This window comes from Streptomyces sp. NPDC059009 (assembly GCF_042740175.1).
Lineage (GTDB): Bacteria > Actinomycetota > Actinomycetes > Streptomycetales > Streptomycetaceae > Streptomyces.
On sequence record NZ_JBHYJB010000015.1, the window covers coordinates 25,481 to 47,486 of the forward strand.

A 22,006-nucleotide genomic window follows, 5' to 3' on the forward strand; every position below is an offset into this window, starting at 1 on the left:
GGCGGCTCAGCGGAAGGCGGCCTCACCCGTCAGGGCCTTGCCGATGACCAGGGTGTGGACCTCGCTGGTGCCCTCGTAGGTGAGGACCGACTCCAGGTTGTTGGCGTGGCGCAGGACCGGGTATTCGAGGGTGATGCCGTTGGCGCCGAGGACGGTGCGGCACTGGCGGGCGATCTCGATGGCCTCGCGGACGTTGTTGAGCTTGCCGACGCTGACCTGCTCGGGGGCGAGCGTCCCGGCGTCCTTGAGGCGGCCCAGGTGGACGGCGAGGAGCATGCCCTTGCCGAGCTCGACGGCCATGTCGGCGAGCTTCTGCTGGGTCAACTGGTAGGAGGCCAGGCTGCGTTCGAAGACGGTGCGGTCGGCGGCGTAGGCGAGGGCCGTCTCCAGGCAGTCGCGGGCGGCGCCGAGCGCGCCGAAGATGATGCCGAAGCGGGCCTCGTTCAGGCAGCCGAGCGGGCCGGAGAGGCCGCGGGCGCCGGGCAGCAGGGCGTCGGCGGGCAACCGTACGTCCTCGAGGACGAGTTCGCTGGTGACGCTGGCGCGCAGGGAGAGCTTCTTCTTGATCTCGGGGGCGCTGAAGCCCGGGGTCCCTGCGGGGACCAGGAAGCCGCGTACGCCCTCATCGGTGCGGGCCCAGACCACGGCGACGTCCGCGACGGAGCCGTTGGTGATCCACATCTTGGTGCCGTTGAGGACCCAGTCGGCGCCGTCCTTCTTGGCGTGGGTGCGCATGGAGCCGGGGTCGGAGCCCGCGTCGGGCTCGGTGAGGCCGAAGCAGCCGATCTTCTCGCCCGCCGCCATGCCGGGCAGCCACTGCTGCTTCTGCTCCTCGGAGCCGTACTTCCAGATCGCGTACATCGCGAGGGAGCCCTGCACCGAGACCAGGCTGCGCAGGCCGGAGTCGACGGCCTCCAGCTCCAGGCAGGCGAGGCCGTACGAGACGGCGTTGGTGCCCGCGCAGCCGTAGCCCTCCAGGTGCATGCCGAGGACGCCCAGCTCGCCGAGCTTGCGGGCGAGTTCACGGGCCGGGATGGCGCCCGCCTCGAACCACTCGGCGACGTGCGGGCGCAGCTCCCGCTCCCCCATCGTCCGTACCGTGTCGCGGATCTGCCGCTCCTCGTCGCTCAGCAGGCCGTCGATGGCCAGCAGATCGAAGGGGTGCACGGGCGACGACTTCATTCCGGCCTCCTGGAGTGAGTGGTGGGGGCCGCCCGCCGGTCCGGTCCGGTCCGCCGGTCAGGCCCGTGGGCACCCTAGCCGCACTTCGGATTTTGGATCCAGTATTGAATTTCCCTTGCCGGGTCCGTAGGTTCCGGGGCATGTGTAATCCGGCAGGTGCGCTCTCCGGCGTCGTGGTGGCCGACTTCAGCAGGGTGCTCGCGGGCCCGTACATGACGATGCTCCTCGCCGATCTCGGCGCCGACGTCATCAAGGTCGAGCGGCCCGGTTCCGGGGACGACACCCGCGCGTGGGGCCCGCCCTTCGTGGACGGCGAGGCCACCTACTTCCTGGGCGTGAACCGCAACAAGCGCTCCGTCGCCCTGGACCTCACGGACGAGCGGGACCGGGCGACGGCCCGCGCGATCGTGGCGCGCGCCGACGTCCTGGTGGAGAACTTCCGGCCGGGCACCATGGAGCGCCACGGCCTGGGCTACGAGCAACTGCGCGCCGAGCACCCGGAGTTGGTGTACTGCTCGGTGACCGGATTCGGCGCCGGTGAGGGCGCGCGGCTGCCCGGCTACGACCTCCTCGTGCAGGCGATGGGCGGCCTGATGAGCGTGACCGGGGAGCCGGGCGGCCCGGGCACGAAGGCCGGGGTCGCCCTCGTCGACGTGATCACGGGGCTGCACGCGGGCCTGGGTGTGCTCGCCGCCCTGCGCCACCGCGAGCGCACCGGCGCGGGCCAGCGCGTGGAGGTCTCGCTGCTGACCTCGCTCCTGTCGGCGCTGACCAACCAGGCGGCCGCGTACGTGGGCGCCGGCGTGGTCCCGTCCGCGCTGGGCAACCGGCATCCGAGCATCACGCCGTACGAGGTCTTCGACGCCGCGGACCGGCCACTGGTCCTCGCGGTCGGCAACGACCGGCAGTTCACGGCGCTCTGTGCGTGCCTGGGACGGCCCGGTCTCGCCGCCGACGCCCGCTTCGCCACCAACGCCGCCCGGGTCGCGCACCGCGAGGAGCTGACCGCCGCGCTCTCGGACGCGCTGGCCTCCCGTACGGCCGACGCCTGGTTCGAGGAGCTCACCGCGGCCGGGGTGCCGTGCGGCCCCATCAACGACCTGGACGCGGCGTTCACGCTCGCCGAGAAGCTGGGCCTGCCCGCCCGGGTCGACCTCGACGACCCGCGCCGCCCCGCACCGGCCGGACAGGTCGCGAACCCCATCGCCCTGGCCGCGACCCCGGCGGCCTACCGGACGGCGCCGCCACGGCTCGGCGAGGACACCGAGGCGGTCCTGGCCGAGCTCGGCCTGACCGGCACGGGCGAACGGAGGGAGCGGCGATGAGCGGAGCTCTGCAACGCCGACGGCCGCCCACAGCCCAGCAGTTCGTCCTCGCCGAGCTGCGGCACGCCATCACCACCGGCGAGCTGCGCCCCGGGCGGCCGATCCGGCAGGACGCCCTCGCGGCCCGGCTCGACGTCAGCCGGGTGCCGCTGCGCGAGGCCCTGAAGATCCTGGAGGGCGAGGGCCTGGTGGTGCACCACGCCCACCGCGGCTACTACGTCACGGAGTTGTCGCTCGACGATCTGCGGGAGATCTACCGGCTGCGGGAGATCCTGGAGGCCGAGGCGGTACGGGAGGCCGCCGCGCACCTGGGCCCGGAGCTGCTCGGCGTCCTCGAAGAGGCCCAGGAGGAGGTCGAGCGGACCGGCGCGAGCGGGGACGTCACGGCGATGGCGGCCGCCAACCGCCGCTTCCACTTCGCCCTCATCGAAGCCTCGCGCATGCCCCGCCTGGTGCGCCTCATCGGCACCCTGTGGGACTCGACCGACGCCTACCGCTCGCTCTACTACACGCAAGGGCCCAACCGGGAGCGGGTCGTCCACGAGCATCGCGGGGTGCTCGACGCGCTGCGCGCGGGCGACACGGAGACGGCGGTGCGGCTGCTCGACGAGCACCGCGCGCACGCGGTCGCTGCGCTGCGGAACGTGATCGACCTGGCGCCGCCCGGCTGAGAGCTACAGCCCGAACACCCGCCGCGCGTTCCCCGCGAGGAACAGCTCCGTCGTCTCCTCGTCCAGATCGAGCGAGCCCAGCTCGGCGAGCGCCTTCTCCGGCGTGATCATGGGGTAGTTGGTGCCGAAGAGGACCTTGTGCCGGCCGTGGGCGCGCAGATAGCGGACGAGCTCGGGCGGGTAGCGGCGGGTCGTGTAGGCGGAGGTGTCGATGTGGACGTGGGGGTACTTGGTGGCGAGCGCGACCATCTCCTCCGTCCACGGGTACCCGATGTGCCCGGCGACGATGGTCAGTTCGGGGAAGTCCAGGGCGACGTCGTCCAGATACGGGACGGGGCGGCCCGTCTCGGAAGTGCGCAGCGGGCCGGTGTGGCCGACCTGGGTGCAGAAGGGGACGCCGAGCTCGACGCACTCCGCGTACAGCGGGTAGTAGCGGCGGTCGTTGGGCGGCAGCTCCCACAGCCAGGGCACGACGCGCAGCGCCTTGAACCCCAAGTCGCGCACGGCGCGCCGCAGTTCCCGCACGGCCGCCATCGGCCTGCGCAGATCGACCGAGGCGACGCCGGACAGCCGGTCGGGCGCCTGGGCGACGAAGGCGGCGACCTCGTCGTTCGAGATCAGCTCGCCCTCGGGCCCGTGCCAGGCGCTGAGCAGCGTGTGTGCCACGCCGCCCGCGTCCATCGCCGCGAGGGTCGCCGCCACCGGCAGCTCCTCGGTGAGCTCGGCGGGCTCACCGGTCCAGCGGCGCAGCGAGGCGAACATCTCGTGCCTGCTGAGGCGGAGGGTGGGGTGCTGCGCCCACACGTCGATCACTGACACGCGGCTGCCCCTGCCTGACACGTCCAAACCCTCTCCCCTTCACTCTTTCCCATGCGCCTTTGCCACGGCGCCTGTTGTGCGGCGCTCGGTGCCCACCTCATCACACCCCCCTTGACCCGGCCATCCCCTTCCTTGACACACTGCACTCGCTCCACTCCCCCCACGAAGCACGGAACATCCATGTCTCACCTCAACCGCCGCCGCTTCCTCCAGATCGCGGGCGTCACCGCGGGTGCCGCGGGCGCGGGCGCCGGAGTCGCGGTCCTCACCGACAGCATCGACCGGGCCTCGGCCATACCCCCCAACCGCCGTTCCGGGTCCATCGAGGACATCGAGCACATCGTCGTCCTGATGCAGGAAAACCGGTCCTTCGACCACTATTTCGGGACGATGAGGGGTGTACGGGGCTTCGGCGACCCCCGTCCCGTCTCGCTGCCCAGCGGGAAGTCCGTCTGGCACCAGGAGGACAACGGCGGCAAGGAGACGCTGCCGTTCCACCCGGACGCCGAGGACCTCGGCATGCAGTTCATCGCGGGCCTCGACCACGACTGGGCGGGCGGCCACAGCGCCTTCAACAACGGCAAGTACGACAACTGGGTCCCGGCGAAGGGCATCGGGACGATGGCGCACCTCACGCGCGAGGACATCCCGTTCCACTACGCCCTCGCGGACGCGTTCACGATCTGCGACGACTACCACTGCTCGTTCATGGGCGCCACGGACCCCAACCGCTACTACATGTTCACCGGCCACGTCGGCAACGACGGCAAGGGCGGCGGCCCGGTCCTCGGCAACCAGGAGGCCGGGTACGACTGGACGACGTATCCCGAGCGCCTGGAGAAGGCCGGGATCTCCTGGAAGATCTACCAGGACATCGGCGACGGGATGAGCGAGAAGGGCAAGTGGGGATGGATCGACGACGCGTACCGCAGCAACTACGGCAACAACTCGCTGATGTACTTCCACAAGTACCGCAATGCCAAGCCCGGTGACCCGCTCTACGACAAGGCCCGCACCGGCACCGACGCCAAGGCGGGCGACGGCTACTTCGACGTGCTCAAGGCCGACGTCAAGGCGGGCAAGCTCCCGCAGATCTCCTGGATCGCCGCACCCGAGGCGTTCTGCGAGCACCCCAACTGGCCGGTGAACTACGGCGCCTGGTACATCTCTCAGGTCCTGGACGCCCTCACCTCCAACCCCGAGGTGTGGGCCAAGACGGCCCTGTTCATCACGTACGACGAGAACGACGGCTACTTCGACCACGTCGTGCCGCCGTACGTGCCCAAGGACGCGAGCCAGGGCAAGTCCGCCGTCGACACGAAGCTCGACTACTTCCCCGGGGACGCCGACTACGACGAGGGCGTCTACGGGCTCGGGCAGCGCGTGCCGATGATCGTGGTCTCGCCGTGGTCGACGGGCGGCTTCGTGAACTCCGAGGTCTTCGACCACACGTCGATCATCCAGTTCATGGAGAAGCGCTTCGGCGTCAAGGAGCCGCACATCTCCCCGTGGCGGCGCGCCATCGCCGGTGACCTCACCTCGGCGTTCGACTTCACCGGCAAGGACACCGACCCGGCCGACCTGCCCGACACCGACGGGTACCGGCCCCCGGACCGCAAGCGCCACCCGGACTACGTCCCGCACGCCCCCGCCAACCCGGCGCTGCCCCAGCAGGAGAAGGGCTCCCGCCCCTCGCGCCCGCTCCCCTACGCACCACGCGTCGACGCCGCGCTCTCCCCGTCGTCGGGGAAGCTCGAACTCACCTTCCGCAGCGGCGAGTCGGCCGGCGCCTGCTTCCACGTGCGCTCCGGCAACCGCACCGACGGCCCGTGGACGTACACCACACAAGGGGGCGGGGCCGTCTCCGACACCTGGAGTCCGGAGTACTCGAAGGACGCTCACGACCTGTGGGTGTACGGGCCGAACGGCTTCCTGCGCGTCTTCAAGAACTCCGCCAAGACCGCGGGACCCGAGGTGGAGGCGCGCCACGAGAAGGCCACCGGCAACCTCAGGCTCACGCTCACCAACGCCGGTTCGGCCGAGGTGAACCTGACGGTCAGCAACGCCTACGGCGGCACCAAGGAGACCTTCAAGGTCAAGCCCGGTGCGACCGTGCACCACACCGTGGACCTGCGCACCAGCAAGCGCTGGTACGACGTCAGCGTCGTCTCGGACGCCGACAAGGGGTTCCTGCGGCGGCTCGCGGGGCGGGTGGAGACCGGCCGGGCGGGGGTGAGCGACCCGGCGCTGATCACGGGCTGAGCCACCTGGGCTGCGCCCGGCTCAGCACGGCGGTCGCCGCTCCGCACCCGGGTGCGGAGCGGCAGCCTCGGGCCCTGCGGGCCCGCGTCGACGGTGAGCTGCGCCGCGACGCGGACACCCGCGGGGCCTTCGACGCCCTGTCCCGGCCGCGCTCGCTCAGCGCACCGGCCCGGCTCCGTTTCCCCGGGTCCGTGCGGGGCACCCGGGCCGCGCACCACGACGCGGAGGTGAGGTGAGCGCCACCCATGCGATTCCGGGACCGCGCCCAGGCCGGACGGGCCCTCGCCGCCCGGCTCTGCGCACATCATGAAGAGGGCTCCCTGCCGGGGCCGTTGGCCGTCCTCGCGCTGCCGCGCGGCGGCGTCCCCGTCGCCGACGAGGTGGCCCGCGCCCTGGACGCCCCGCTGGACGTGCTGGTGGCCCGCAAGGTCGGCGCGCCCTTCCAGCGAGAGCTCGCCGTCGGGGCGCTCGCGGGCGACGACCCGCCGCTGTTCGACGAGCGGACCCTGGAGCGGCTCGGCCTGACCCCGGCCGACCTCACCGCCGAGGTCGAGCGGGAGCGGGCGGAGCTGCGGCGCCGCACGGAGCGGTACGGGCGGGGCCGTACCGCGCCCGAACTGGCGGACCGGACGGTGGTGGTCGTCGACGACGGCCTCGCCACCGGGGCGACCGCGCGCGCCGCGCTGCGCTCCCTGCGCCGCCGCCGGCCCCGCCATCTGACGCTGGCGGTGCCCGTGTGCTCCCGCCAGGCGGCCCGGCTCCTCCACGAGGAGGCCACCGACCTCGTCGCCCTCCACCAGCCCGAGCCGTTCGAGGCCGTCGGCCTCTGGTACCAGGACTTCGGCCAGCTCACCGACGACGACGTGCTCCGCGTCCTGGCAGAGCACGACCGCCGCGCACGGCGCCCGGCGGCACGGGCGGTGCCGGGCGACTGACGCACACGCGCGCCCGCCTCGCCCCGCCTCGCCCCGCCTCGCCCCGCCTCGCCCCGCCTCGCCTCCGGGAGAGGTCGCGCGGTCAGCCCCGCCCCGGCCAGGCGGCGAGCGCCAGCTCGGCGACCGCGCCGAGCTCAGCGGCCGTGGCCCCGTCCTGGGCGCGCTGCGAGAGGCCCTGGAGGACGGTGGCGAAGTAGTCGGCGAGGGCCCGGGGGCTCGCCCCGGCGGGGAGTTCACCCGCTCGCCGGGCCTCGCGGAGGCGGGCCTCGAACCCGGCCACGTTCTTGTTCCGCAGGTCGCGCAGGAGGTGCCGCACGTCGGTGTCCTGCACGGTGACGTTGGTGGCCGCGCTGATGGCGAGGCAGCCCGCCGGGTGGGCGGGGTCGGGGTAGATCGCGGCGGCCTCGCGCAGGATGCGGGCGAACGCCCCGTACGCCGTGGGTTCCTCCTGGAGCGCGACGCCCGCGAAGGCTCCGGCCGGCGATCGCCCATAGCTGTCGAGCACCTCCCCGAACAGGGACTTCTTGTCCCCGAAGGCGGCGTAGAGGCTGCCGGGGCGGATTCCCATGGCCTCGGTCAGCTCGCCGATGGAGGTGCCTTCGTAGCCACGCTGCCAGAAGAGGCGGGTCGCCGCCGCGAGGGCGGCCTCCCTGTCGAAGGTGCGCGGTCTGCCGCGCCGGGGCGTCTCACTCATGCCGCACATTTTAGAGCGACCACTCAAGAAAGCGTGCTAGATTCTTTCTTGAGCGCTCACTCAACAAATGATGCTCACCTTCGAAAGGCGCTGAATCACCATGTCCACAAAGGCACTTGAGGGCAGGATCGCACTGGTCACCGGCGGCAGCCGGGGCATCGGCCGGGCCATCGCCGAGCGGCTCGCCGGCGACGGCGCGGTGGTCGCGCTGACCTACGCACGGAACGAGGAGGCGGCCCGGGAAGTCGTCCGACGCATCGAGAAGGACGGCGGCCGGGCGTTCGCGGTCCGCGCCGGGTTGGGGCGGCACGGGGACGCTGCCGCGCTCTGGGCGGGCTTCGATGCCGGGATCGACGCGTTCGCCCCGGAGCGGTCCGTGGACATCATCGTCAACAACGCGGGCATCGGCCGCAGTTCGGACCTGGCCGCCCTCACGGAGGACGGCTTCGACGAGGTCTTCGCGGTCAACGTACGAGCGCCGTTCTTCATCGTCCAGGAGGGCCTGAAGCGGCTGCGCGACGGCGGCCGGATCATCAACATCTCCAGCGGCGCCGCCCGCCTGGCCATGCCGGAGGCCATCGCGTACGGAGCCACGAAGGGCGCCCTGGACACCTTCACCCTCAACCTGGCCAAGGAACTGGGCGCCCGCGGCATCACGGCGAACTCGGTGGCCCCGGGAATCGTCGACACGGACGTCAACGCGGGCTGGCTGCGCGGCAACCCCGAGGCCGAGGCCCACGCGGCGTCCCTGGCCGCCCTCGGCCGCATCGGCCGCCCCGACGACGTGGCGGACATCGTGGCCTTCCTCGCCTCTCCCGACGCCCGCTGGGTCACGGGCCGCACGATCGACGCGACGGGCGGTGCGGGGCTCTGACTCCGGCCCCGGCCCCGGCACCCCCGACATCTGGTTCAGGAGCGCGTCAGCGCACCCTCCCCCGCGGCTTCAGCGGGACCGGCGGCAGGTCCGGTGCCGGGATCGGGGCGCCGGCGTAGCCCTTGACCTCACCGAAGCGCGTGCCCGTCATCCAGTCCTCGCGGGCCTGCGCGATCTCCTCCTGGGTGCGGCCGATCCAGTTCCAGAACATGATCAGCTCCTCCTCGAACGGCTCGCCGCCGAGGAGCATCAGGCCCGCGTCCGACGCGGCGCGCAGCGGGAGTTCGGTGCGGCCGCAGCCCAGATAGAGCATGGAGCCGGGGAGCAGCGGGACGCCGTCCACGTGGGCCTCGCCGGACATGGACAGAACCGCGTACTCGAAGTCCGGCTCCAGGGGGACCCGGACGTCGGCGCCCTGCGCGAGCGCCAGGTCGGCGCCGACGATCGGGGTGTACGTCGTGCCGGGGGACGTGGCGTCGTCGAGCGTGCCGAGCACGACCGTCGCGGTGAGCCCCGGAGCGGTGACCCGGGGCAGCTCCGCGTGGTGCTCGAAGTGGGGCTCGGTGTGCCGGTGGGCGTCCGGCAGGGCCACCCAGAGCTGGGCGCCGTGCAGGAAGCGGGCGTGCTCCCGGGGCGTCTCCTCCGAGTGGGAGATGGCCCGGCCCGAGGTCATCAGGCCCAGCTCGCGGGGGCGGACCGTCGCCAGGCTGCCGACGCTGTCGCGGTGCAGCACCTCGCCCTCGTGCAGCCAGCTCACGGTCTGCAGGCCCATGTGGGGGTGGGGCGGGACCTGCATGCCGGGCTCGTCGGCGATGTCGTCGGGGCCGTAGTGATCGACGAAGCACCAGGCGCCGACCATGCGGCGGCCCAGATTGGGCAGCAGCCGGCGCACCTCGGTGGACTCGCCGAGCTTCACCTTGCGGGGGCTGAGGAGTTCCCGCACCGGCTCGGCGACGACGAACCCGCGACCGCCGCACAGGGCGGGAGTTGCCTCGCGATCAAGATTGCTCATGGCGCACAACCTAGCCGCGCGGGACGCCGCCCGTCAGGCGCGGACGCGATAGTGGAATATTTGACTATCGAGGGCCGTTGTCCACCGTCGAAGACCGGAGTACTCACCCGGCCCACGACGAGGAGGCAAGGAGACAGCGGTGGAGATGACGTATTACGACCACGGGACGGCCGCGGAGCGCTGGGAGCGTGCGCGGCAGTTCTTCGACGCCAAGGAGTACGCCACGGCGGCGCGCGTCCTCGACGGCCTGGTCGCCGAGGTGCCCGAGCAGGTCGCCCCGCGTCTCCTGCTGGCCCGCTCCTACTACCACTCGGCCCAACTGCGCCGCGCCGAGGGCGAGTTGCGCGCCGTCCTGGAGCGCGATCCGGTCGAGGAGTACGCCCGGCTGATGCTGGGGCGCACCCTCCAGCGGCAGGGCCGGGACGCGGAGGCCGAGCCGCACCTGCGGATGGCCGCGGCGCTCGGCGGGGAATTCCCGGCGGACGCGTCGTAGCCCTGGTCGGCCGACACCTGGTACGGACCACAGACCCCGCACGGCGCCCCAACTAATGCGCATTAGTTGGGGCGCCTCTCTAGCCCCGGCCGTCGACTGTCGCCACAATTGCCGCAACTTCAACTCTGCGGAGACTGAGGGGAATTACGCATGAAGAGGCGCGGCGTGCCGCTCGCGGCCCAGGCACTCACGGCGACCACCGCCCGAGCCGCGACGGCGGCTCCGCAGCGGGCGGCGGAGGTTTCCTCGACCCTGTCGGGAGGCTGATCTCCCGGCGGCCGAGGGATTGTGCCGTAGGGGGCGCGGGCGGACTCCCGCGCCGTGCGCTCCGTCGCGCGCCTCTTCATCCGGAGGCCCGCGCCGGAAGGCCGCGCCAGGAGACCCCCACTCCGCCCGCTCCCCCTACGTCCACAGCGCCTCTGCGAGCGCGGCGCCCAGGAACACCGCGCCGAGCCCCGCCACCACGCTCGCCACCGCGTTGGCCGCCGCGTAGAAGCGCGCCCCGGACTCGGCCAGGCGCAGCGTCTCGTACGAGAAGGTCGAATAGGTCGTGAGTGCCCCGCACAGGCCGGTGCCGACGAGGAGTTGGAGGTCGGAGGAGCCGGCGCCCGCGGTCACCGCGCCGGTCACCAGGCCGAGCACCAGGCTGCCCACGACGTTCACGGTGAAGGTCCCCCAGGGGAAGACGCTGTCGTGCCGGGCCTGCACGGCGCGGTCGGTGAGGAACCGGAGCGGGGCGCCGGCCATCGCCCCGACGATCACCAGCAGCCAGTTCACTTCGGCGCCCCTTTTCGCCTCGGCGCCCCGTTCACTTCGCACGCTCCCGCGCGACGACGCGGCGCGTGAGGTCCGCCGCTCCCCAGACCGCCGCGAGCGCCACGAGCAGCGTCAGGGCCAGATAGGCGAGGCCGGTCCCGGCGCGCCCGGCGTCGACGAGGCGCCGGACGTCCACCGCGTACGTGGAGAACGTGGTGAAGCCCCCGAGCACACCGGTCCCGAAGAACGGGCGGACCAGGCGGTGGGTCGGCCAGACGTCGGTGATCAGGACCATGAAGACGCCCATCACCGCGCAGCCGACGGCGTTGACCAGGAGCGTCGTCCACGGGAAGGCATCGGGGGCGGTGGGCCAGAGCAGCGAGGCGCCGTAGCGGGCGGACGCGCCGACGGCGCCACCGAGGGAGACGGCGGCCACGACCGGTCCCAGTTCGCGGGCCGCGGCGCGGCGCCGCGCGGACGTGGGCAGGTCGTCGGCGTCGGGGACGTCCGCCGCGTCCGGATCGATGGGTTCGGCCACGGCGTCCCGGACTGCGTCGGCGTCGGCAGCCGCTTCGGACGACGGTGGCTGGGGGCCACTGGACATGGTTCTCCTACTCGCCAGGCGCCCCGTACGCAGGTACACGGGCGCGCTCGTTCGCAAGCAGGGACCGTTGGCGGCGCCTTCGCCGCGGTTCGGGTACGGCGGGCCCCACCGCCGCGCGGCGACCTCGAAGATCGCCGCCGTGTTCAGGCTAGCCTCCGGGCCCCGGCGCGCGCACGCCGGGCCGGGGCCACAGGGCTCACAGGGCGGCGAGCGCGCTCTCCACCACATCCAGGAGCGCCTGCCGGTCCGAGCGCACCCGGGCGAGGACGCGCAGCCCGTAGTACGTGCTCAGGATCTGTCGCGCCAGCGTCCCCGGGTCGCCGTCGGCGGTGAACTCGCCCGCGCGCTGACCCCGCGCGATCGTCTCGCGCAGCGCGGCCTCGACCGTGCTGAACTGCCGGTCCACCTCCGCGCGGACCTCGGGGGCCGAACCGGCCATCTCCACGGCCGCGTTGATGGCGAAGCAGCCGGTGCGCCCGTCCTCGCCCGCGAGGTCCATGTCGATCGCGTGCGTCATCAGCTCGCGCACCAGGTCCCGCGCCGGGCCCGGCCCCTCCAGGAGGGCGACCTGCTCGCGGGTGGCCGACTCGTAGTACGTGCGCAGGGCCCGCAGGTAGAGGGCCCGCTTGTCGCCGAAGGCGCCGTACAGGCTGGAGGGGCCCACCCCGGTGCGCTCCGTGAGGTCGCGCGTGGAGGTGCCCTCGTAGCCGTGGCGCCAGAACACGTCCATGGCCGCGTCGAGGACACGGGTCTCGTCGAACTTCCTGGGTCGCGCCATGCGGCCAAGCCTACGGGCCCGGGGCACCTTCATCCGCCGTTTTGAAGCGAGTGCTTCAAAACGTGTTAGCGTCGTGCCCCGCGCAGCGAACGCAGCGCAGCACACACAGGGGACACGGGAGGGGACATCGTGCCGTTGGCCGTCTACATCCTCGGGTTGGGGATCTTCACCCAGGGGACTTCGGAGTTCATGCTGGCGGGCCTGCTGCCCGGCATGGCCGCCGACTTGAACGTATCCATCCCGGACGCGGGACTGCTCATCTCGGCCTTCGCCGTCGGGATGGTGGTGGGCGCCCCGCTGCTCGCGGTCGCCACCATCGGCTGGCCGCGGCGCACCGCCCTGGTCGCGCTCCAGGCCGTGTTCGGCGCGGCGCACGTGGTGGGGGCGGTGGCTTCCGGCTATCAACTCCTGTTCGCCACACGGATCGTGAGCGCGGTCGCGTACGCCGGGTTCTGGGGCGTCGCGGTCGCCACGGCGGTGGGGCTCGTGCCGGCGGCGGCGCGCGGCAAGGCGGTCGCCGTCGTGGCGAGCGGGCTCACGCTCGCCACCATCGTGGGCGTGCCCGCGGGCACCGTCCTGAGCCAGGTCGCCGACTGGCGGGCCGCGTTCTGGGCGGTCGCCGCGGCCACCGCCGTCAGCCTGGTCTGCACGGTGTTCGCGGTGCCGGGCGGGCGCAGCGACGTCGAAGGTGCGCCTTCCGTCCGTGCGGAGCTGCGCGCCATGGCCCGGCCGCAGCTGTGGCTCTCGTACGCGATCACGGCCTGCGCCTTCGGCGGCGTCATCGTCACCTTCAGCTATCTCGCCTCGGTCCTCACCGAGGTGAGCGGGGTCTCCGAGGGCTGGGTGCCCGCGGTCCTGGCCCTGTTCGGGGTCGGCGGGCTGCTCGGGATGGCGGTCGGCGGGCGGCTCGCGGAGCAGTTCCCGATCCGCGTCCTCGCGCTGGGCACCGGGACCCTCGCGGCCGCCTCGGCGCTGCTCGCGCTCACGGCTCGGAGCACGGCCGCGACCGTGGTCCTGGTCTTCGTCCTCGGCGTGGCCGGCTACGTCACCAACCCGGCCCTGCAGTCACGGGTGTTCGCGCTGGCGCCGGGCGCCGGGAACCTGGTGGGGGCCGTCAACACCTCGGCCTTCAACGTCGGCAACACCCTCGCTCCGATGCTGGGCGGCCTGGTGATCAGCGCGGGCTTCGGCTTCGCGGCCGTGGCGTGGGTCGGCGCCGCGCTCGGCGGGCTCGGGCTCGCGGGCGCGGTGTGGGCGGGGCGGCTGCAGAACAGGAGGGACGGTGGGGAAAACCGGAGTGAGAAGTCTCGACTCAGCCGTGATGACCGTCCTGTACCGGTACGGCTGCAATGACTGAGTGGCAACTCTCCTCGTAGATCAGTCAGTTCACGCAGGTCAGCGACGTCGTGCGGCACGGCTCCCGCACGACGGACCGTGGTGGGCCCGCCGACCCGCCTGGGTCGCGGGCCTGCTGCTGTGTGCCGCGTGGGCGGCGGCCTTCCCGCTCGTCTCGGAGCTGGAGACCCACCGGGTGTGGGGCGTGTGCGCGGCCGTGGGCTACGCGGCCGCCGCTGCCACCGCGTGCGGCCTCCCCCGCCCGCGCGCCCGCACGGCGTCCTTGGTGCTCGCGCTGGCCGGGGCCGTCGTGGTGCCGCTCCTGTATCTGGTCCTCACGGCCCGCGCGCAGAGCGAGGTCGGCGTCATCGAGCGCTCGGGGACGCTGCTGCTCCAGCACGCGACGCCGTATCTGCCGCACCCGCGCTCGGTCGGCGAGTACACCCCGTACCTGCCGGGGATGGCCGTGTTCGGGGTACCGCGCGCGGGGCTCGGCGCGGACGACTGGGTGGCGCGGCTGCTCGGGGACGCCAGGGTCTGGTGCGCGGCCGCGTTCCTGATGTGCCTGCGGGGTGGACGGATGATGCTGGGGCACCCCACGCGCCGTACGGGACAGGGGAGTTCACCGGCGGGCACCCCTTCTCTTGAATACGGGTGCAGGTACGGGCCAGGGCTTGCGGCCCTGGTGGCCTCGCCCGTGGTCGCGCTTCCGCTGTGCGTCAGCGGGGTCGACCTGCCGCTCACGGGCCTGTGCGCGCTCGCCCTCGCCTGTGCCGCGCGGGGGCGGCCGGTCGCGACGGGGCTCGCGCTCGCCGCCGCCTGCTCGCTCAAGTGGACGGCGTGGCCCGCGATCGCGGTGGCTGCGGCGCTGCTCGCCGTGGCGTACGGGGGCCGGGCGGCGCTGCGGGCGACGGGGGTCGCGGTGGCCGGGACGGTCCTCGTCGTCCTGCCGAGCGCGCTGCTCTCACCGGGCGCCCTGGTCGAGCAGGTCCTCGCCTTCCCGACGGGGCGGGGCGCCGTACAGACCCCCGCGAGCAGCCCGTTGCCGGGTCATCTCCTCGCGGAACAGGGGCGGTTGGGGTGGTGCGCGGCGGTCGGGCTGCTGCTGTGCGGCGGGCTGGCGGTGGCTGCCTCGCTGGTGGTGCGGCCGCCCTCGGGCCTGGTGGCGGCGGCGGACCGGCTCGCGGCGGGGCTCTGCGTGGCCTTCCTGCTGGCCCCGGCCGGACGGTTCGGCTATCTGGCACTGCCGGTGGTGCTGGTGGTGTGGGCGCGGCTCGCCGACCCGGTCACCCCACCCCCGAGGCGTCCCGCTCCTCCCCCCGCAGATGCGCCAGCACGGCGAGCACGCGGCGGTTGCCCTCTGTCGGGTCGAGGTCCAGCTTCATGAAGATGTTGCTGGAGTGCTTGACCACCGATGCCTCGGTGATGGAGAGGCGGGCCGCGAGGGTCTGGTTGTTGAGGCCCTGGGCCATCAGGGCGAGCACCTCGCGCTCGCGTGGGGTGAGGCGGTTCAACGGGCGGTCCGCGGACTGCTGTTGGAGCAGGACGCGCACCACCTCAGGGTCGATGACCGTCTGCCCCTCGGCCACCCGGCGCAGCGCGTCGAGGAAGTCCGCGACCTCGCCGACCCGGTCCTTGAGGAGGTAGCCGAGCCCGCCCGCCGCCGCGCCCGCGCCGCCGAGCAGCTGGGCTGCGTACGCCGTGGCGACGTACTGGGACAGGACGAGGACGGGAAGGCGTTCGTGGCGGGCGCGCAGCTGGAGAGCGGCGCGCAGGCCCTCGTCGCGGAAGCCGGGCGGCATCCGTACGTCGGTGATGACGACGTCGGGGCGGTCCGCGTCGACGGCGCGCGCGAGTTCGTCCGCGTCGCCGACCGCCGCGGTCACCTCGTGGCCGGTGCGGCCGAGGAGTTCGACGAGGCCCGCGCGCAGCAGCACGGCGTCCTCGGCCAGGGCTATGCGGAGCATGTGCACGGCACCTCCGCCCGCAGCCGGGTCGGACCTCCGACGGGACTCTCCACCATCAGCCTGCCTCTCAGTATCGCGAGCCGGTCCGCGAGACCCTGAAGTCCCGCTCCGGCGCCGGGGTCCGCGCCGCCCCGGCCGTTGTCGGTGATCTCCAGGGCGAGGCGGTCGCCCTCGTGCCGTCCGCGCACCGTGATGTGGGTGGCGTCGCTGTGCTTCGAGGCGTTGGTGAGGGCCTCGGTGACCGTGAAGTACGCCATCGTCTCGACCTGGGAAGGCAGCCGTCGGGGCAAGGTGATGTCCACGGCCACGGGGATGGGGTTGCGCTGGGCGACCTCGGCGACGGCGGCGGACAGGCCGTGGTCGGTGAGGACCTGGGGGTGGATGCCGCGCACGAGGGTGCGGAGCTGGTCGAGGGCGAGCCGGGCCTCGCCGCGGGCGCGGGCGACGAGGTCGGCGGCGGGCACGGCGGCAGGCGGGGCAGCGGGCGCGGCGGCAGGCGGGGCAGCGGGCGCGGCGGTGGGCGCGGCGCCGTCGTCGACAGTGACACCCGCAGCAGCCTCGTCGCCCGCGACACCCGCAGCGCCCGCGACACCCGCAACACCCGCGTCACCCCCAGCGCCCGCGTCGCTCCCAGCGCCCGCCGCACTCGCGCGCAGCTCCATCTCCGCGAGGCCCAGCGTCATGGTGAGGGCGACGAGCTGCTGTTGGGCACCGTCGTGCAGATCGCGCTCGATGCGGCGGCGCTCGGCCTCGAAGGCGTCGGCGAGGCGGGCCCGGGAGCGGGTGAGCTCGACGACGCGGCGGTTGAGACCGTCGTCGCGGGGCGCGAGCAGGAACAGCGCGGTGCGCACCTGGATCCCGGCCAGCAGAGCCGCCACATAGGCCCACAGGGCCAGGCCGAGGGCGCCGACGAGCGTCGCCGGGAGCGCCTCCAGCGGGCCCGCGACCGGCTGTCCGGGGATCACCATCACGGTGTCGGGCGCGACCGCCCACACGATCAAGGGCATGACGAACAGCAGGCCCGCGAAGGCGAGCAGCAGCACACTGCCCACGCCGGTCGCCGCGAACACGAGGCCGAGCAGCACCGAGTACCCCAGCTCCCGCCACGTCGCCCGCTCCCGCAGCCGGGTCCGCAGCCACGCGAGCCGCCCGGCCCCGGCCACCGAGGCGTGCGGGGAAGGCACCGGCACCGGTTCCACGAGCCGCAGCCTGCGCCGCTCCAGGGCACCGAGCGGCACGCCGGACACGGCCACGACCGTCAGCAGGACGAGGCCCACGCCGACGACCGAGAGCATGACCCCGGCGACGAGCAGGGCGGCGGTGACGGCGAGGGCGAGCAGGCCGACGAGGGCGCCGCTGAACAGGTACGCGAAGGAGCGCAGCGGCCAGGACGAGAACAGGAAGGCGGGCGGCGGCTCGCGCAGCGCCGCCCACACGGCCACGCGCCGCTCGGCGGCAAGCTCCTCAGGCGCCGCGATCGCCTCGGACGCCCCCTGCTCCCCGCGGAGCTCCCGCCCCTCACTCCGCTCCGACATCCCCGTCCTCCTGTCGGCCGCGCGCGCTGTCCGGCCGCCGCGATGTGCCTGGTTCCGCACCGAGCGTAGGCGCCGTGCCGGGGCCCGCGCGGTAGGGAAAACCCGAAGGTCCGGGCTCGGGTCAGGCCCAGGTCGGGCCGGGATCAGGCCCGGATCAGGAGCGGATCAGGCCCGGATGCAGGTGCGGATCAGGAGCGGATCAAGCCCTGCTCGGGAGCGGATCAGGCCCAGCCCGGGCTCGCCGCGGGGAGCGGGATGCGGGGGCGCCGGGGTGGTGCTTCTCTGGATGGGTCCGCAGGCGTTGGGGGGCGACAGGAGACCCGACGATGAAGCTCGTACTGTTCGGCGCCACCGGCATGGTGGGCAGCCGCATCGCCGCCGAGGCCGTGGCCCGCGGCCATGAGGTGACCGCCGTCAGCCGCTCCGGCCGGGCGCCGCTGCCCCGGACCCGGGCGGTCGCCGCCGACGCCCATGACTCCGAGACCGTGGCCGGGCTCGCGGCCGAGCACGACGCGGTGGCCTCCGCCCTGGTGCCGCCGCGCGACGGCTCCGATCCGCGCGAGCCGTTCATCGCCCTCTACGACACGTTCCTGCGGGGCCTGCGTGCGGGCGGCGCGACCCGGCTCCTGGTGGTGGGCGGCGCGGGCAGCCTGGAGGTGTCGCCCGGTGAACTGCTCGTCGACACCCCGGACTTCCCGCCCGAGTTCCGGGGCGAGGCGCACGCCCACCACGACGTGCTGACCCGGCTGCGGGGCTGCAACGCCGAGCTGGACTGGACGTACATCTCCCCCGCCGCCGAGATCGCGCCCGGCGAGCGCACCGGCACGTTCCGGCTCGGCGGGGACGTGCTGCTCATCGACTCGGAGCGGCGCAGCCGGATCAGCGCCGAGGACTACGCGGTGGCGTTCGTCGACGAGCTGGAGCAGGACGCGCATCCGCGCCGCCGCATGTCGGTCGCGTACTGACCCCCCGTACCGGACGACTGCCTGCGCTGCCCCCCGTACCGACCGACGGTCTGCGCTGCCCCCCCCGTACCGACCGACGGCCTCAGGACCGGCGCGGCCGGATCAGGACCTCCTGGACCGCCGACGCCACCAGGCGCCCGTCCCGGGTGTAGAACTCGCCGTGCGCGAGGCCCCGGCCGTCCGAGGAGCTGGGGCTGCGCTGGGCGAAGAGCAGCCACTCGTCGGCGCGGAACGGGCGGTGGAACCACATGGCGTGGTCCAGTGACGCCATCGAGACCCGGGAGGGTCCCTTCCGCTCGGCGCGCGGGGGCTGCACATGCAGCGCGGCCGTGGAGGCGAGGGTGAGGTCGGAGAGGTAGGCGAGCGCGCACACCTGGAGGAGGGGCTCGTCCGGGGGCAGCGGCTGCGCGGACTTCAGCCAGACGAACTGCTGGGTCACGCCGGGCAGTTCGGGCGCGAGGGCGGCCTGGTCGCGCGGGACGATGCGCATGTCGAGGGTGCGGCGCCCGGTCGTGCTCCAGTAGTCGCTGCTGCCGGCCGCCGCCCACGCCTGGTAGGGGTCGGGCAGCTCCTCGGGGCCGGGCAGGGCGGGGATCAGGCGCTGCCGGTCCGGGGTGTCCCGTTCGGGCTTTTTGAACGAGGCGGAGAGCGTGAAGACCGCCTCGCCCCGCTGGATCGCGGTGACCCGGCGGGTGGCGTACGAGCGGCCGTCGCGCAGCTCCTCCACCTCGTACACGAGGGGGCGGCGGGGGTCCCCGGGCCGCATGAAGTAGCCGTGCAGCGAGTGCACCGCGCGGCCCTCGTCGACCGTGCGTCCGGCGGCGACCAGGGCCTGGGCCGCGACCTGCCCGCCGAAGGCGCGCTGCGGCGCCCCCGCGTGGCACCAGCCGCGCAGCAGCCCCCGGTCGATCTCCTCGAGGCGGAGCAGGTCGACGAAGCCGGTGATGGCGGCGGGGTCCGGCGCGGGGCCCGGGGGCGACGGGCGGGAGGCTGCTTCGGTCACCGCGACATCGTTCCAGACGGAACGAAGTCCTCGATGTGATCTTCGCTACCCGGCTCCCGGTCGCTGAGGTGCCAGTACAGGTCGCGGATGCCGGGCTCCAGGGAGAGCCGGGAGACGAGCTGTTCCATGTCGGCGCCCGGCGGCCCGTCGACGGTGACGGCGGCGGCCAGGCTGGTGGTGTCGTCCTTGCCGCGGCGGATGCGCACCCCGTCCAGGCGCGGGTCGGTGCTGCTGAGCAGCTGGATCAGCAGCGCCCGGACATGGGACTCCTCGCGCCGCTCGCACACCACGTGGAAGGTGAGCTGCGTGGGGGTGTCGGCGTTGCCCTGCGGGGCCCGGTCGATGAGGCGGCTGGTGGGCCGCAGGAGCAGGTGCACGGCGATGACGGCGGCCGAGCCGAGCAGCGCGAGCTCCAGGCGCCCGGAGGCGGCGAGGACCCCGACGGCGGCCGAACACCACAGCGTGGCGGCCGTGTTGAGGCCCCGTATCGAGGCGCCTTCCTTCATGATGACGCCGCCGCCGAGGAAGCCGACGCCGGAGACGACGTACGAGGCGACCCGGGTCGGGCTCGTGGGATCGTGCATCGCCTCGCTGTAGAGGACGAAGAGGGTGGCTCCGGCGGCGACGAGGGCGTTGGTGCGCAGCCCGGCCATCCGGGCGCGCCACTGCCGCTCCACCCCGATGAGGGCGCCGCAGCCGACGCCGGTGGCCAGGCGGATGGCGAAGTCGAACGTGGTCAGGGACTGCATGGCGGCACCTCCGTGCGGCGTGGTGGGGACGAGGGAGTCTCGGGTCCGGGCACGCGCAGAGGTGAGCTGCGGTCGCACGCGCAGAGGCGAGCTGCGGTCAGCGGCAGCCGTGGGTGGCCGGACGGGGGCTGGTCGGACTGTGACTGTCGGAGCTGTTCACGTCTGCCCCCTCTCCGGCCGGGCGCGGGCTCTTCCCGCGCGAAAGTGACGGCGTCCATGGTTGCACATATGTGCAATTACGGGCAAAGGCGCCCGCCTCGGAGCCCCACCCGGACGCCCCCGTACGGTCGCGGCCCCGGCGCGCCTGTGGACACAGTGTGGGCGGAGGTTCATGCCATGTGGAAGGGCCGGATGACCTGGGTGGACGTGGTGGTCGCCGCGGCCGTCCTCGTGCTGCTCTACCTCGCCCTGCAGGTGGGCCACGGCGTCACCGTCCGCTTCTCCACCGAGCAGTCGGTCAAGGTCGACACCTCGCCGGCCCGGCTGCCGTACGACGCGGCGCGCTCGCTGCTGCGCATGTTCGTGGCGCTCGCCGTCTCCACCGTCTTCACCTTCGTGTACGCGTATGCGGCGGCCAAGAGCCGGCGCCTGGAGCGGGTGCTGATCCCGGCCCTCGACATCCTCCAGTCCGTGCCGGTCCTGGCCTTCCTGACCGTCGCGGTCACCGGCTTCGTCGCCCTGTTCCCCGGCTCCATGCTGGGCCTGGAGTGCGCCTCGATCTTCGCGATCTTCACCTCGCAGGCGTGGAACATGACGTTCAGCTTCCATCAGTCCCTCACCTCGCTCCCCCGTGAACTCGACGAGCTGTCACGGTCGTTCCGCTTCACCAAGTGGATGCGGTTCTGGAAGGTCGAGCTGCCGTCCGGGATGATCGGCCTGGTCTGGAACGGGATGATGAGCTTCGGCGGCGGCTGGTTCTTCCTCGTCGCCTCCGAGGCGGTGACGATCGGCAACAAGGACTACGCGCTGCCGGGCGTCGGCTCGTACGCGGGCGCCGCCATCGCCGACGGGGACCTGGGCAAGGTCGGCTGGGCGATCCTCACCATGGCCGTCATGGTCATCGGCGTGAACTTCCTGTTCTGGCGGCCGCTGACGGCGTGGGCGGAGAAGTTCAAGAACGAGCAGTCCGAGGCGAGCGAGGTGCAGCGCTCCGCGGTCCTCGGCTTCCTGCGGCGCTCCCACTGGCCGGACGCCCTCGGCCGCTTCTTCCGCCCGGTGGGCCGCCGGCTCGGCCGGGCCGCCCGGGTGTTCGGCATCGACGACCGGCCGCTGTCCGTGGACGCGGCGCGGCGGCGCACCGGCGACGTGGTCTTCACCGTCGTCGCGGGCGGGCTCATCGTGTGGGGCCTGGTCGACCTCGCGTTCTACCTCCACGACCGCACCGGGCTCGGTGTCTTCGGCAAGCCGCTGTGGCTCGGCCTGATCACGCTCGGCCGGGTCGTGGTCCTGGTCGCCGCCGCGACACTGATCTGGGTGCCGATCGGGGTGCGGATCGGCTTCTCGCCGAGGCTGACCCGCATCGCCCAGCCGGTCGTGCAGGTCCTGGCCAGCTTCCCCGCCAACTTCCTCTTCCCGCTGGCCGTCTGGTTCTTCCTGAAGACCGGCCTGTCGATCAACATCGGCGGCATCCTGCTGATGGCGCTCGGCGCCCAGTGGTACATCCTCTTCAACACCATCGCCGGTGCCATGGCGATCCCGACGGACCTGCGGGAGGCCATGGACGACCTGGGGGTGCGCGGCCGGCAGCGCTGGAAGCGGCTGATCCTGCCCGGCATCTTCCCCGCGTACGTCACCGGCGGCATCACCGCGTCGGGCGGCGCCTGGAACGCGTCGATCGTCTCCGAGGTCGTCACCTTCGGCGCCACCACGCTCACCGCGACCGGCCTCGGCGCGTACATCGCCGAGGCCACCTCCGACGGCGACTTCCCGCGCCTGATCGCGGGCGTGGCCGTGATGAGCCTGTACGTCGTCGGGCTCAACCGCCTCTTCTGGCGCCGCCTCTACCGCCTCGCCGACACCCGCTACGCCCTCTGACACGCCCTCTGAG

The 22,006-nt window shown here is 73.2% G+C and carries 21 protein-coding genes; 10 read left to right on the forward strand and 11 right to left on the reverse strand.

Translation table 11 applies throughout. From position 1 onward, the window contains the following. Positions 1-6: 6 nt before the first annotated feature. Positions 7-1,182 carry an acyl-CoA dehydrogenase family protein gene (locus ACFWYM_RS17065; protein ID WP_384836804.1) on the reverse strand — a complete coding sequence of 392 codons (1,176 nt, stop codon included), beginning with the start codon at positions 1,180-1,182 and terminating at the stop codon, positions 7-9. A gap of 140 nt (positions 1,183-1,322) precedes the next feature. Between ACFWYM_RS17065 and ACFWYM_RS17070 the strand changes: the two genes are divergently transcribed. Continuing rightward, on the forward strand, positions 1,323-2,507 hold the full coding sequence (locus ACFWYM_RS17070; RefSeq protein WP_384836807.1) for a CaiB/BaiF CoA transferase family protein: 1,185 nt from the start codon (positions 1,323-1,325) through the stop codon (positions 2,505-2,507). Beyond that, a complete protein-coding gene (locus tag ACFWYM_RS17075; protein WP_384836810.1) occupies positions 2,504-3,178 on the forward strand; it encodes a GntR family transcriptional regulator in 675 nt (224 codons plus the stop codon). The genes ACFWYM_RS17070 and ACFWYM_RS17075 overlap by 4 nt, the downstream gene beginning before the upstream one ends. 3 nt (positions 3,179-3,181) lie before the next feature. Here the strand turns inward: ACFWYM_RS17075 and ACFWYM_RS17080 are convergent, their stop codons facing one another. Continuing rightward, on the reverse strand, positions 3,182-3,997 hold the full coding sequence (locus ACFWYM_RS17080) for an amidohydrolase family protein (protein ID WP_384836813.1): 816 nt from the start codon (positions 3,995-3,997) through the stop codon (positions 3,182-3,184). Positions 3,998-4,177: 180 nt separating this feature from the next. Here ACFWYM_RS17080 and ACFWYM_RS17085 point away from each other — a divergent pair, with 180 nt between their 5' ends. Together ACFWYM_RS17085 and ACFWYM_RS17090 are read left to right on the forward strand one after the other, a co-directional pair. Next, positions 4,178-6,259, forward strand: coding sequence for a phosphocholine-specific phospholipase C (locus ACFWYM_RS17085; RefSeq protein WP_384836816.1), 2,082 nt, complete (start codon positions 4,178-4,180; stop codon positions 6,257-6,259). Positions 6,260-6,504: 245 nt separating this feature from the next. Next, complete coding sequence (locus ACFWYM_RS17090; RefSeq protein ID WP_384836818.1) at positions 6,505-7,194, forward strand: phosphoribosyltransferase; 690 nt, start codon at positions 6,505-6,507, stop codon at positions 7,192-7,194. Between the two features lie 82 nt (positions 7,195-7,276). On the opposite strand, the gene ACFWYM_RS17095 is transcribed toward ACFWYM_RS17090, so the two are convergent. Then, the gene (locus tag ACFWYM_RS17095) at positions 7,277-7,897 is read right to left on the reverse strand and encodes a TetR/AcrR family transcriptional regulator (RefSeq protein WP_384836820.1); all 621 of its coding nucleotides are present in this window, start codon (positions 7,895-7,897) and stop codon (positions 7,277-7,279) included. A 91-nt stretch (positions 7,898-7,988) separates the two neighbouring features. Here ACFWYM_RS17095 and ACFWYM_RS17100 point away from each other — a divergent pair, with 91 nt between their 5' ends. Further along, on the forward strand, positions 7,989-8,762 hold the full coding sequence (locus ACFWYM_RS17100; RefSeq protein WP_384836823.1) for an SDR family oxidoreductase: 774 nt from the start codon (positions 7,989-7,991) through the stop codon (positions 8,760-8,762). A gap of 46 nt (positions 8,763-8,808) precedes the next feature. On the opposite strand, the gene ACFWYM_RS17105 is transcribed toward ACFWYM_RS17100, so the two are convergent. Further along, the gene (locus ACFWYM_RS17105) at positions 8,809-9,774 is read right to left on the reverse strand and encodes a pirin family protein (RefSeq protein WP_384836826.1); all 966 of its coding nucleotides are present in this window, start codon (positions 9,772-9,774) and stop codon (positions 8,809-8,811) included. 139 nt (positions 9,775-9,913) lie between these two features. Here ACFWYM_RS17105 and ACFWYM_RS17110 point away from each other — a divergent pair, with 139 nt between their 5' ends. Then, positions 9,914-10,267: a tetratricopeptide repeat protein gene (locus ACFWYM_RS17110; RefSeq protein WP_384836829.1), complete on the forward strand. Its 354-nt coding sequence runs from the start codon at positions 9,914-9,916 to the stop codon at positions 10,265-10,267. A gap of 402 nt (positions 10,268-10,669) precedes the next feature. On the opposite strand, the gene crcB (ACFWYM_RS17115) is transcribed toward ACFWYM_RS17110, so the two are convergent. From crcB (ACFWYM_RS17115) to ACFWYM_RS17125, 3 genes are all read right to left on the reverse strand, one after another. After that, on the reverse strand, positions 10,670-11,044 hold the full coding sequence (crcB, locus tag ACFWYM_RS17115; protein WP_384836832.1) for a fluoride efflux transporter CrcB: 375 nt from the start codon (positions 11,042-11,044) through the stop codon (positions 10,670-10,672). Positions 11,045-11,075: 31 nt separating this feature from the next. Then, positions 11,076-11,627 carry a fluoride efflux transporter CrcB gene (gene crcB, locus ACFWYM_RS17120; RefSeq protein ID WP_384836835.1) on the reverse strand — a complete coding sequence of 184 codons (552 nt, stop codon included), beginning with the start codon at positions 11,625-11,627 and terminating at the stop codon, positions 11,076-11,078. A 196-nt stretch (positions 11,628-11,823) separates the two neighbouring features. After that, positions 11,824-12,405, reverse strand: coding sequence for a TetR/AcrR family transcriptional regulator (locus ACFWYM_RS17125; protein ID WP_384836838.1), 582 nt, complete (start codon positions 12,403-12,405; stop codon positions 11,824-11,826). Positions 12,406-12,534: 129 nt separating this feature from the next. Here ACFWYM_RS17125 and ACFWYM_RS17130 point away from each other — a divergent pair, with 129 nt between their 5' ends. Beyond that, the gene (locus ACFWYM_RS17130; RefSeq protein ID WP_384836841.1) at positions 12,535-13,758 is read left to right on the forward strand and encodes a Cmx/CmrA family chloramphenicol efflux MFS transporter; all 1,224 of its coding nucleotides are present in this window, start codon (positions 12,535-12,537) and stop codon (positions 13,756-13,758) included. A 4-nt stretch (positions 13,759-13,762) separates the two neighbouring features. Next, positions 13,763-15,127, forward strand: coding sequence for a glycosyltransferase 87 family protein (locus ACFWYM_RS17135; RefSeq protein ID WP_384836844.1), 1,365 nt, complete (start codon positions 13,763-13,765; stop codon positions 15,125-15,127). Here the strand turns inward: ACFWYM_RS17135 and ACFWYM_RS17140 are convergent. Beyond that, positions 15,027-15,707 carry a response regulator gene (locus ACFWYM_RS17140; RefSeq protein WP_384836847.1) on the reverse strand — a complete coding sequence of 227 codons (681 nt, stop codon included), beginning with the start codon at positions 15,705-15,707 and terminating at the stop codon, positions 15,027-15,029. The two genes, ACFWYM_RS17135 and ACFWYM_RS17140, sit on opposite strands and share 101 nt — an antisense overlap. Further along, entirely contained in the window at positions 15,695-17,242 is a 1,548-nt protein-coding gene (locus ACFWYM_RS17145; protein ID WP_384836850.1) for a sensor histidine kinase, read from the reverse strand. Before ACFWYM_RS17145 ends, ACFWYM_RS17140 begins: the two co-directional genes overlap by 13 nt. Before the next feature lie 326 nt (positions 17,243-17,568). Between ACFWYM_RS17145 and ACFWYM_RS17150 the strand changes: the two genes are divergently transcribed. Further along, positions 17,569-18,207 (forward strand): NAD(P)-dependent oxidoreductase, encoded by a 639-nt coding sequence (locus ACFWYM_RS17150; RefSeq protein ID WP_384836853.1) that lies wholly within the window; start codon positions 17,569-17,571, stop codon positions 18,205-18,207. A gap of 82 nt (positions 18,208-18,289) precedes the next feature. Here ACFWYM_RS17150 and ACFWYM_RS17155 read toward each other — a convergent pair whose 3' ends face one another. Beyond that, positions 18,290-19,210, reverse strand: coding sequence for an acyl-CoA thioesterase (locus tag ACFWYM_RS17155; protein ID WP_384836856.1), 921 nt, complete (start codon positions 19,208-19,210; stop codon positions 18,290-18,292). Then, entirely contained in the window at positions 19,207-19,959 is a 753-nt protein-coding gene (locus ACFWYM_RS17160; protein ID WP_384836859.1) for an MgtC/SapB family protein, read from the reverse strand. Before ACFWYM_RS17160 ends, ACFWYM_RS17155 begins: the two co-directional genes overlap by 4 nt. A gap of 351 nt (positions 19,960-20,310) precedes the next feature. On the opposite strand from ACFWYM_RS17160, the gene ACFWYM_RS17165 reads away from it, so the two are divergent. Next, the gene (locus tag ACFWYM_RS17165) at positions 20,311-21,993 is read left to right on the forward strand and encodes an ABC transporter permease (RefSeq protein ID WP_384836862.1); all 1,683 of its coding nucleotides are present in this window, start codon (positions 20,311-20,313) and stop codon (positions 21,991-21,993) included. The last annotated feature ends 13 nt before the right edge of the window (positions 21,994-22,006 follow it).

Coding starts and splice junctions, on each gene's coding strand:
- ACFWYM_RS17125 (WP_384836838.1), bottom strand. CDS start 12,405: ATGGCGCGACCCAGGAAGTTCGACGAGACCCGTGTCCTCGACGCGGCC.
- ACFWYM_RS17070 (WP_384836807.1), top strand. CDS start 1,323: ATGTGTAATCCGGCAGGTGCGCTCTCCGGCGTCGTGGTGGCCGACTTC.
- crcB (WP_384836835.1), bottom strand. CDS start 11,627: ATGTCCAGTGGCCCCCAGCCACCGTCGTCCGAAGCGGCTGCCGACGCC.
- ACFWYM_RS17150 (WP_384836853.1), top strand. CDS start 17,569: ATGAAGCTCGTACTGTTCGGCGCCACCGGCATGGTGGGCAGCCGCATC.
- ACFWYM_RS17140 (WP_384836847.1), bottom strand. CDS start 15,707: ATGCTCCGCATAGCCCTGGCCGAGGACGCCGTGCTGCTGCGCGCGGGC.
- ACFWYM_RS17105 (WP_384836826.1), bottom strand. CDS start 9,774: ATGAGCAATCTTGATCGCGAGGCAACTCCCGCCCTGTGCGGCGGTCGC.
- ACFWYM_RS17165 (WP_384836862.1), top strand. CDS start 20,311: ATGACCTGGGTGGACGTGGTGGTCGCCGCGGCCGTCCTCGTGCTGCTC.
- ACFWYM_RS17075 (WP_384836810.1), top strand. CDS start 2,504: ATGAGCGGAGCTCTGCAACGCCGACGGCCGCCCACAGCCCAGCAGTTC.
- ACFWYM_RS17090 (WP_384836818.1), top strand. CDS start 6,505: ATGCGATTCCGGGACCGCGCCCAGGCCGGACGGGCCCTCGCCGCCCGG.
- ACFWYM_RS17100 (WP_384836823.1), top strand. CDS start 7,989: ATGTCCACAAAGGCACTTGAGGGCAGGATCGCACTGGTCACCGGCGGC.
- ACFWYM_RS17160 (WP_384836859.1), bottom strand. CDS start 19,959: ATGCAGTCCCTGACCACGTTCGACTTCGCCATCCGCCTGGCCACCGGC.
- ACFWYM_RS17095 (WP_384836820.1), bottom strand. CDS start 7,897: ATGTGCGGCATGAGTGAGACGCCCCGGCGCGGCAGACCGCGCACCTTC.
- ACFWYM_RS17065 (WP_384836804.1), bottom strand. CDS start 1,182: ATGAAGTCGTCGCCCGTGCACCCCTTCGATCTGCTGGCCATCGACGGC.
- ACFWYM_RS17085 (WP_384836816.1), top strand. CDS start 4,178: ATGTCTCACCTCAACCGCCGCCGCTTCCTCCAGATCGCGGGCGTCACC.
- ACFWYM_RS17145 (WP_384836850.1), bottom strand. CDS start 17,242: ATGTCGGAGCGGAGTGAGGGGCGGGAGCTCCGCGGGGAGCAGGGGGCG.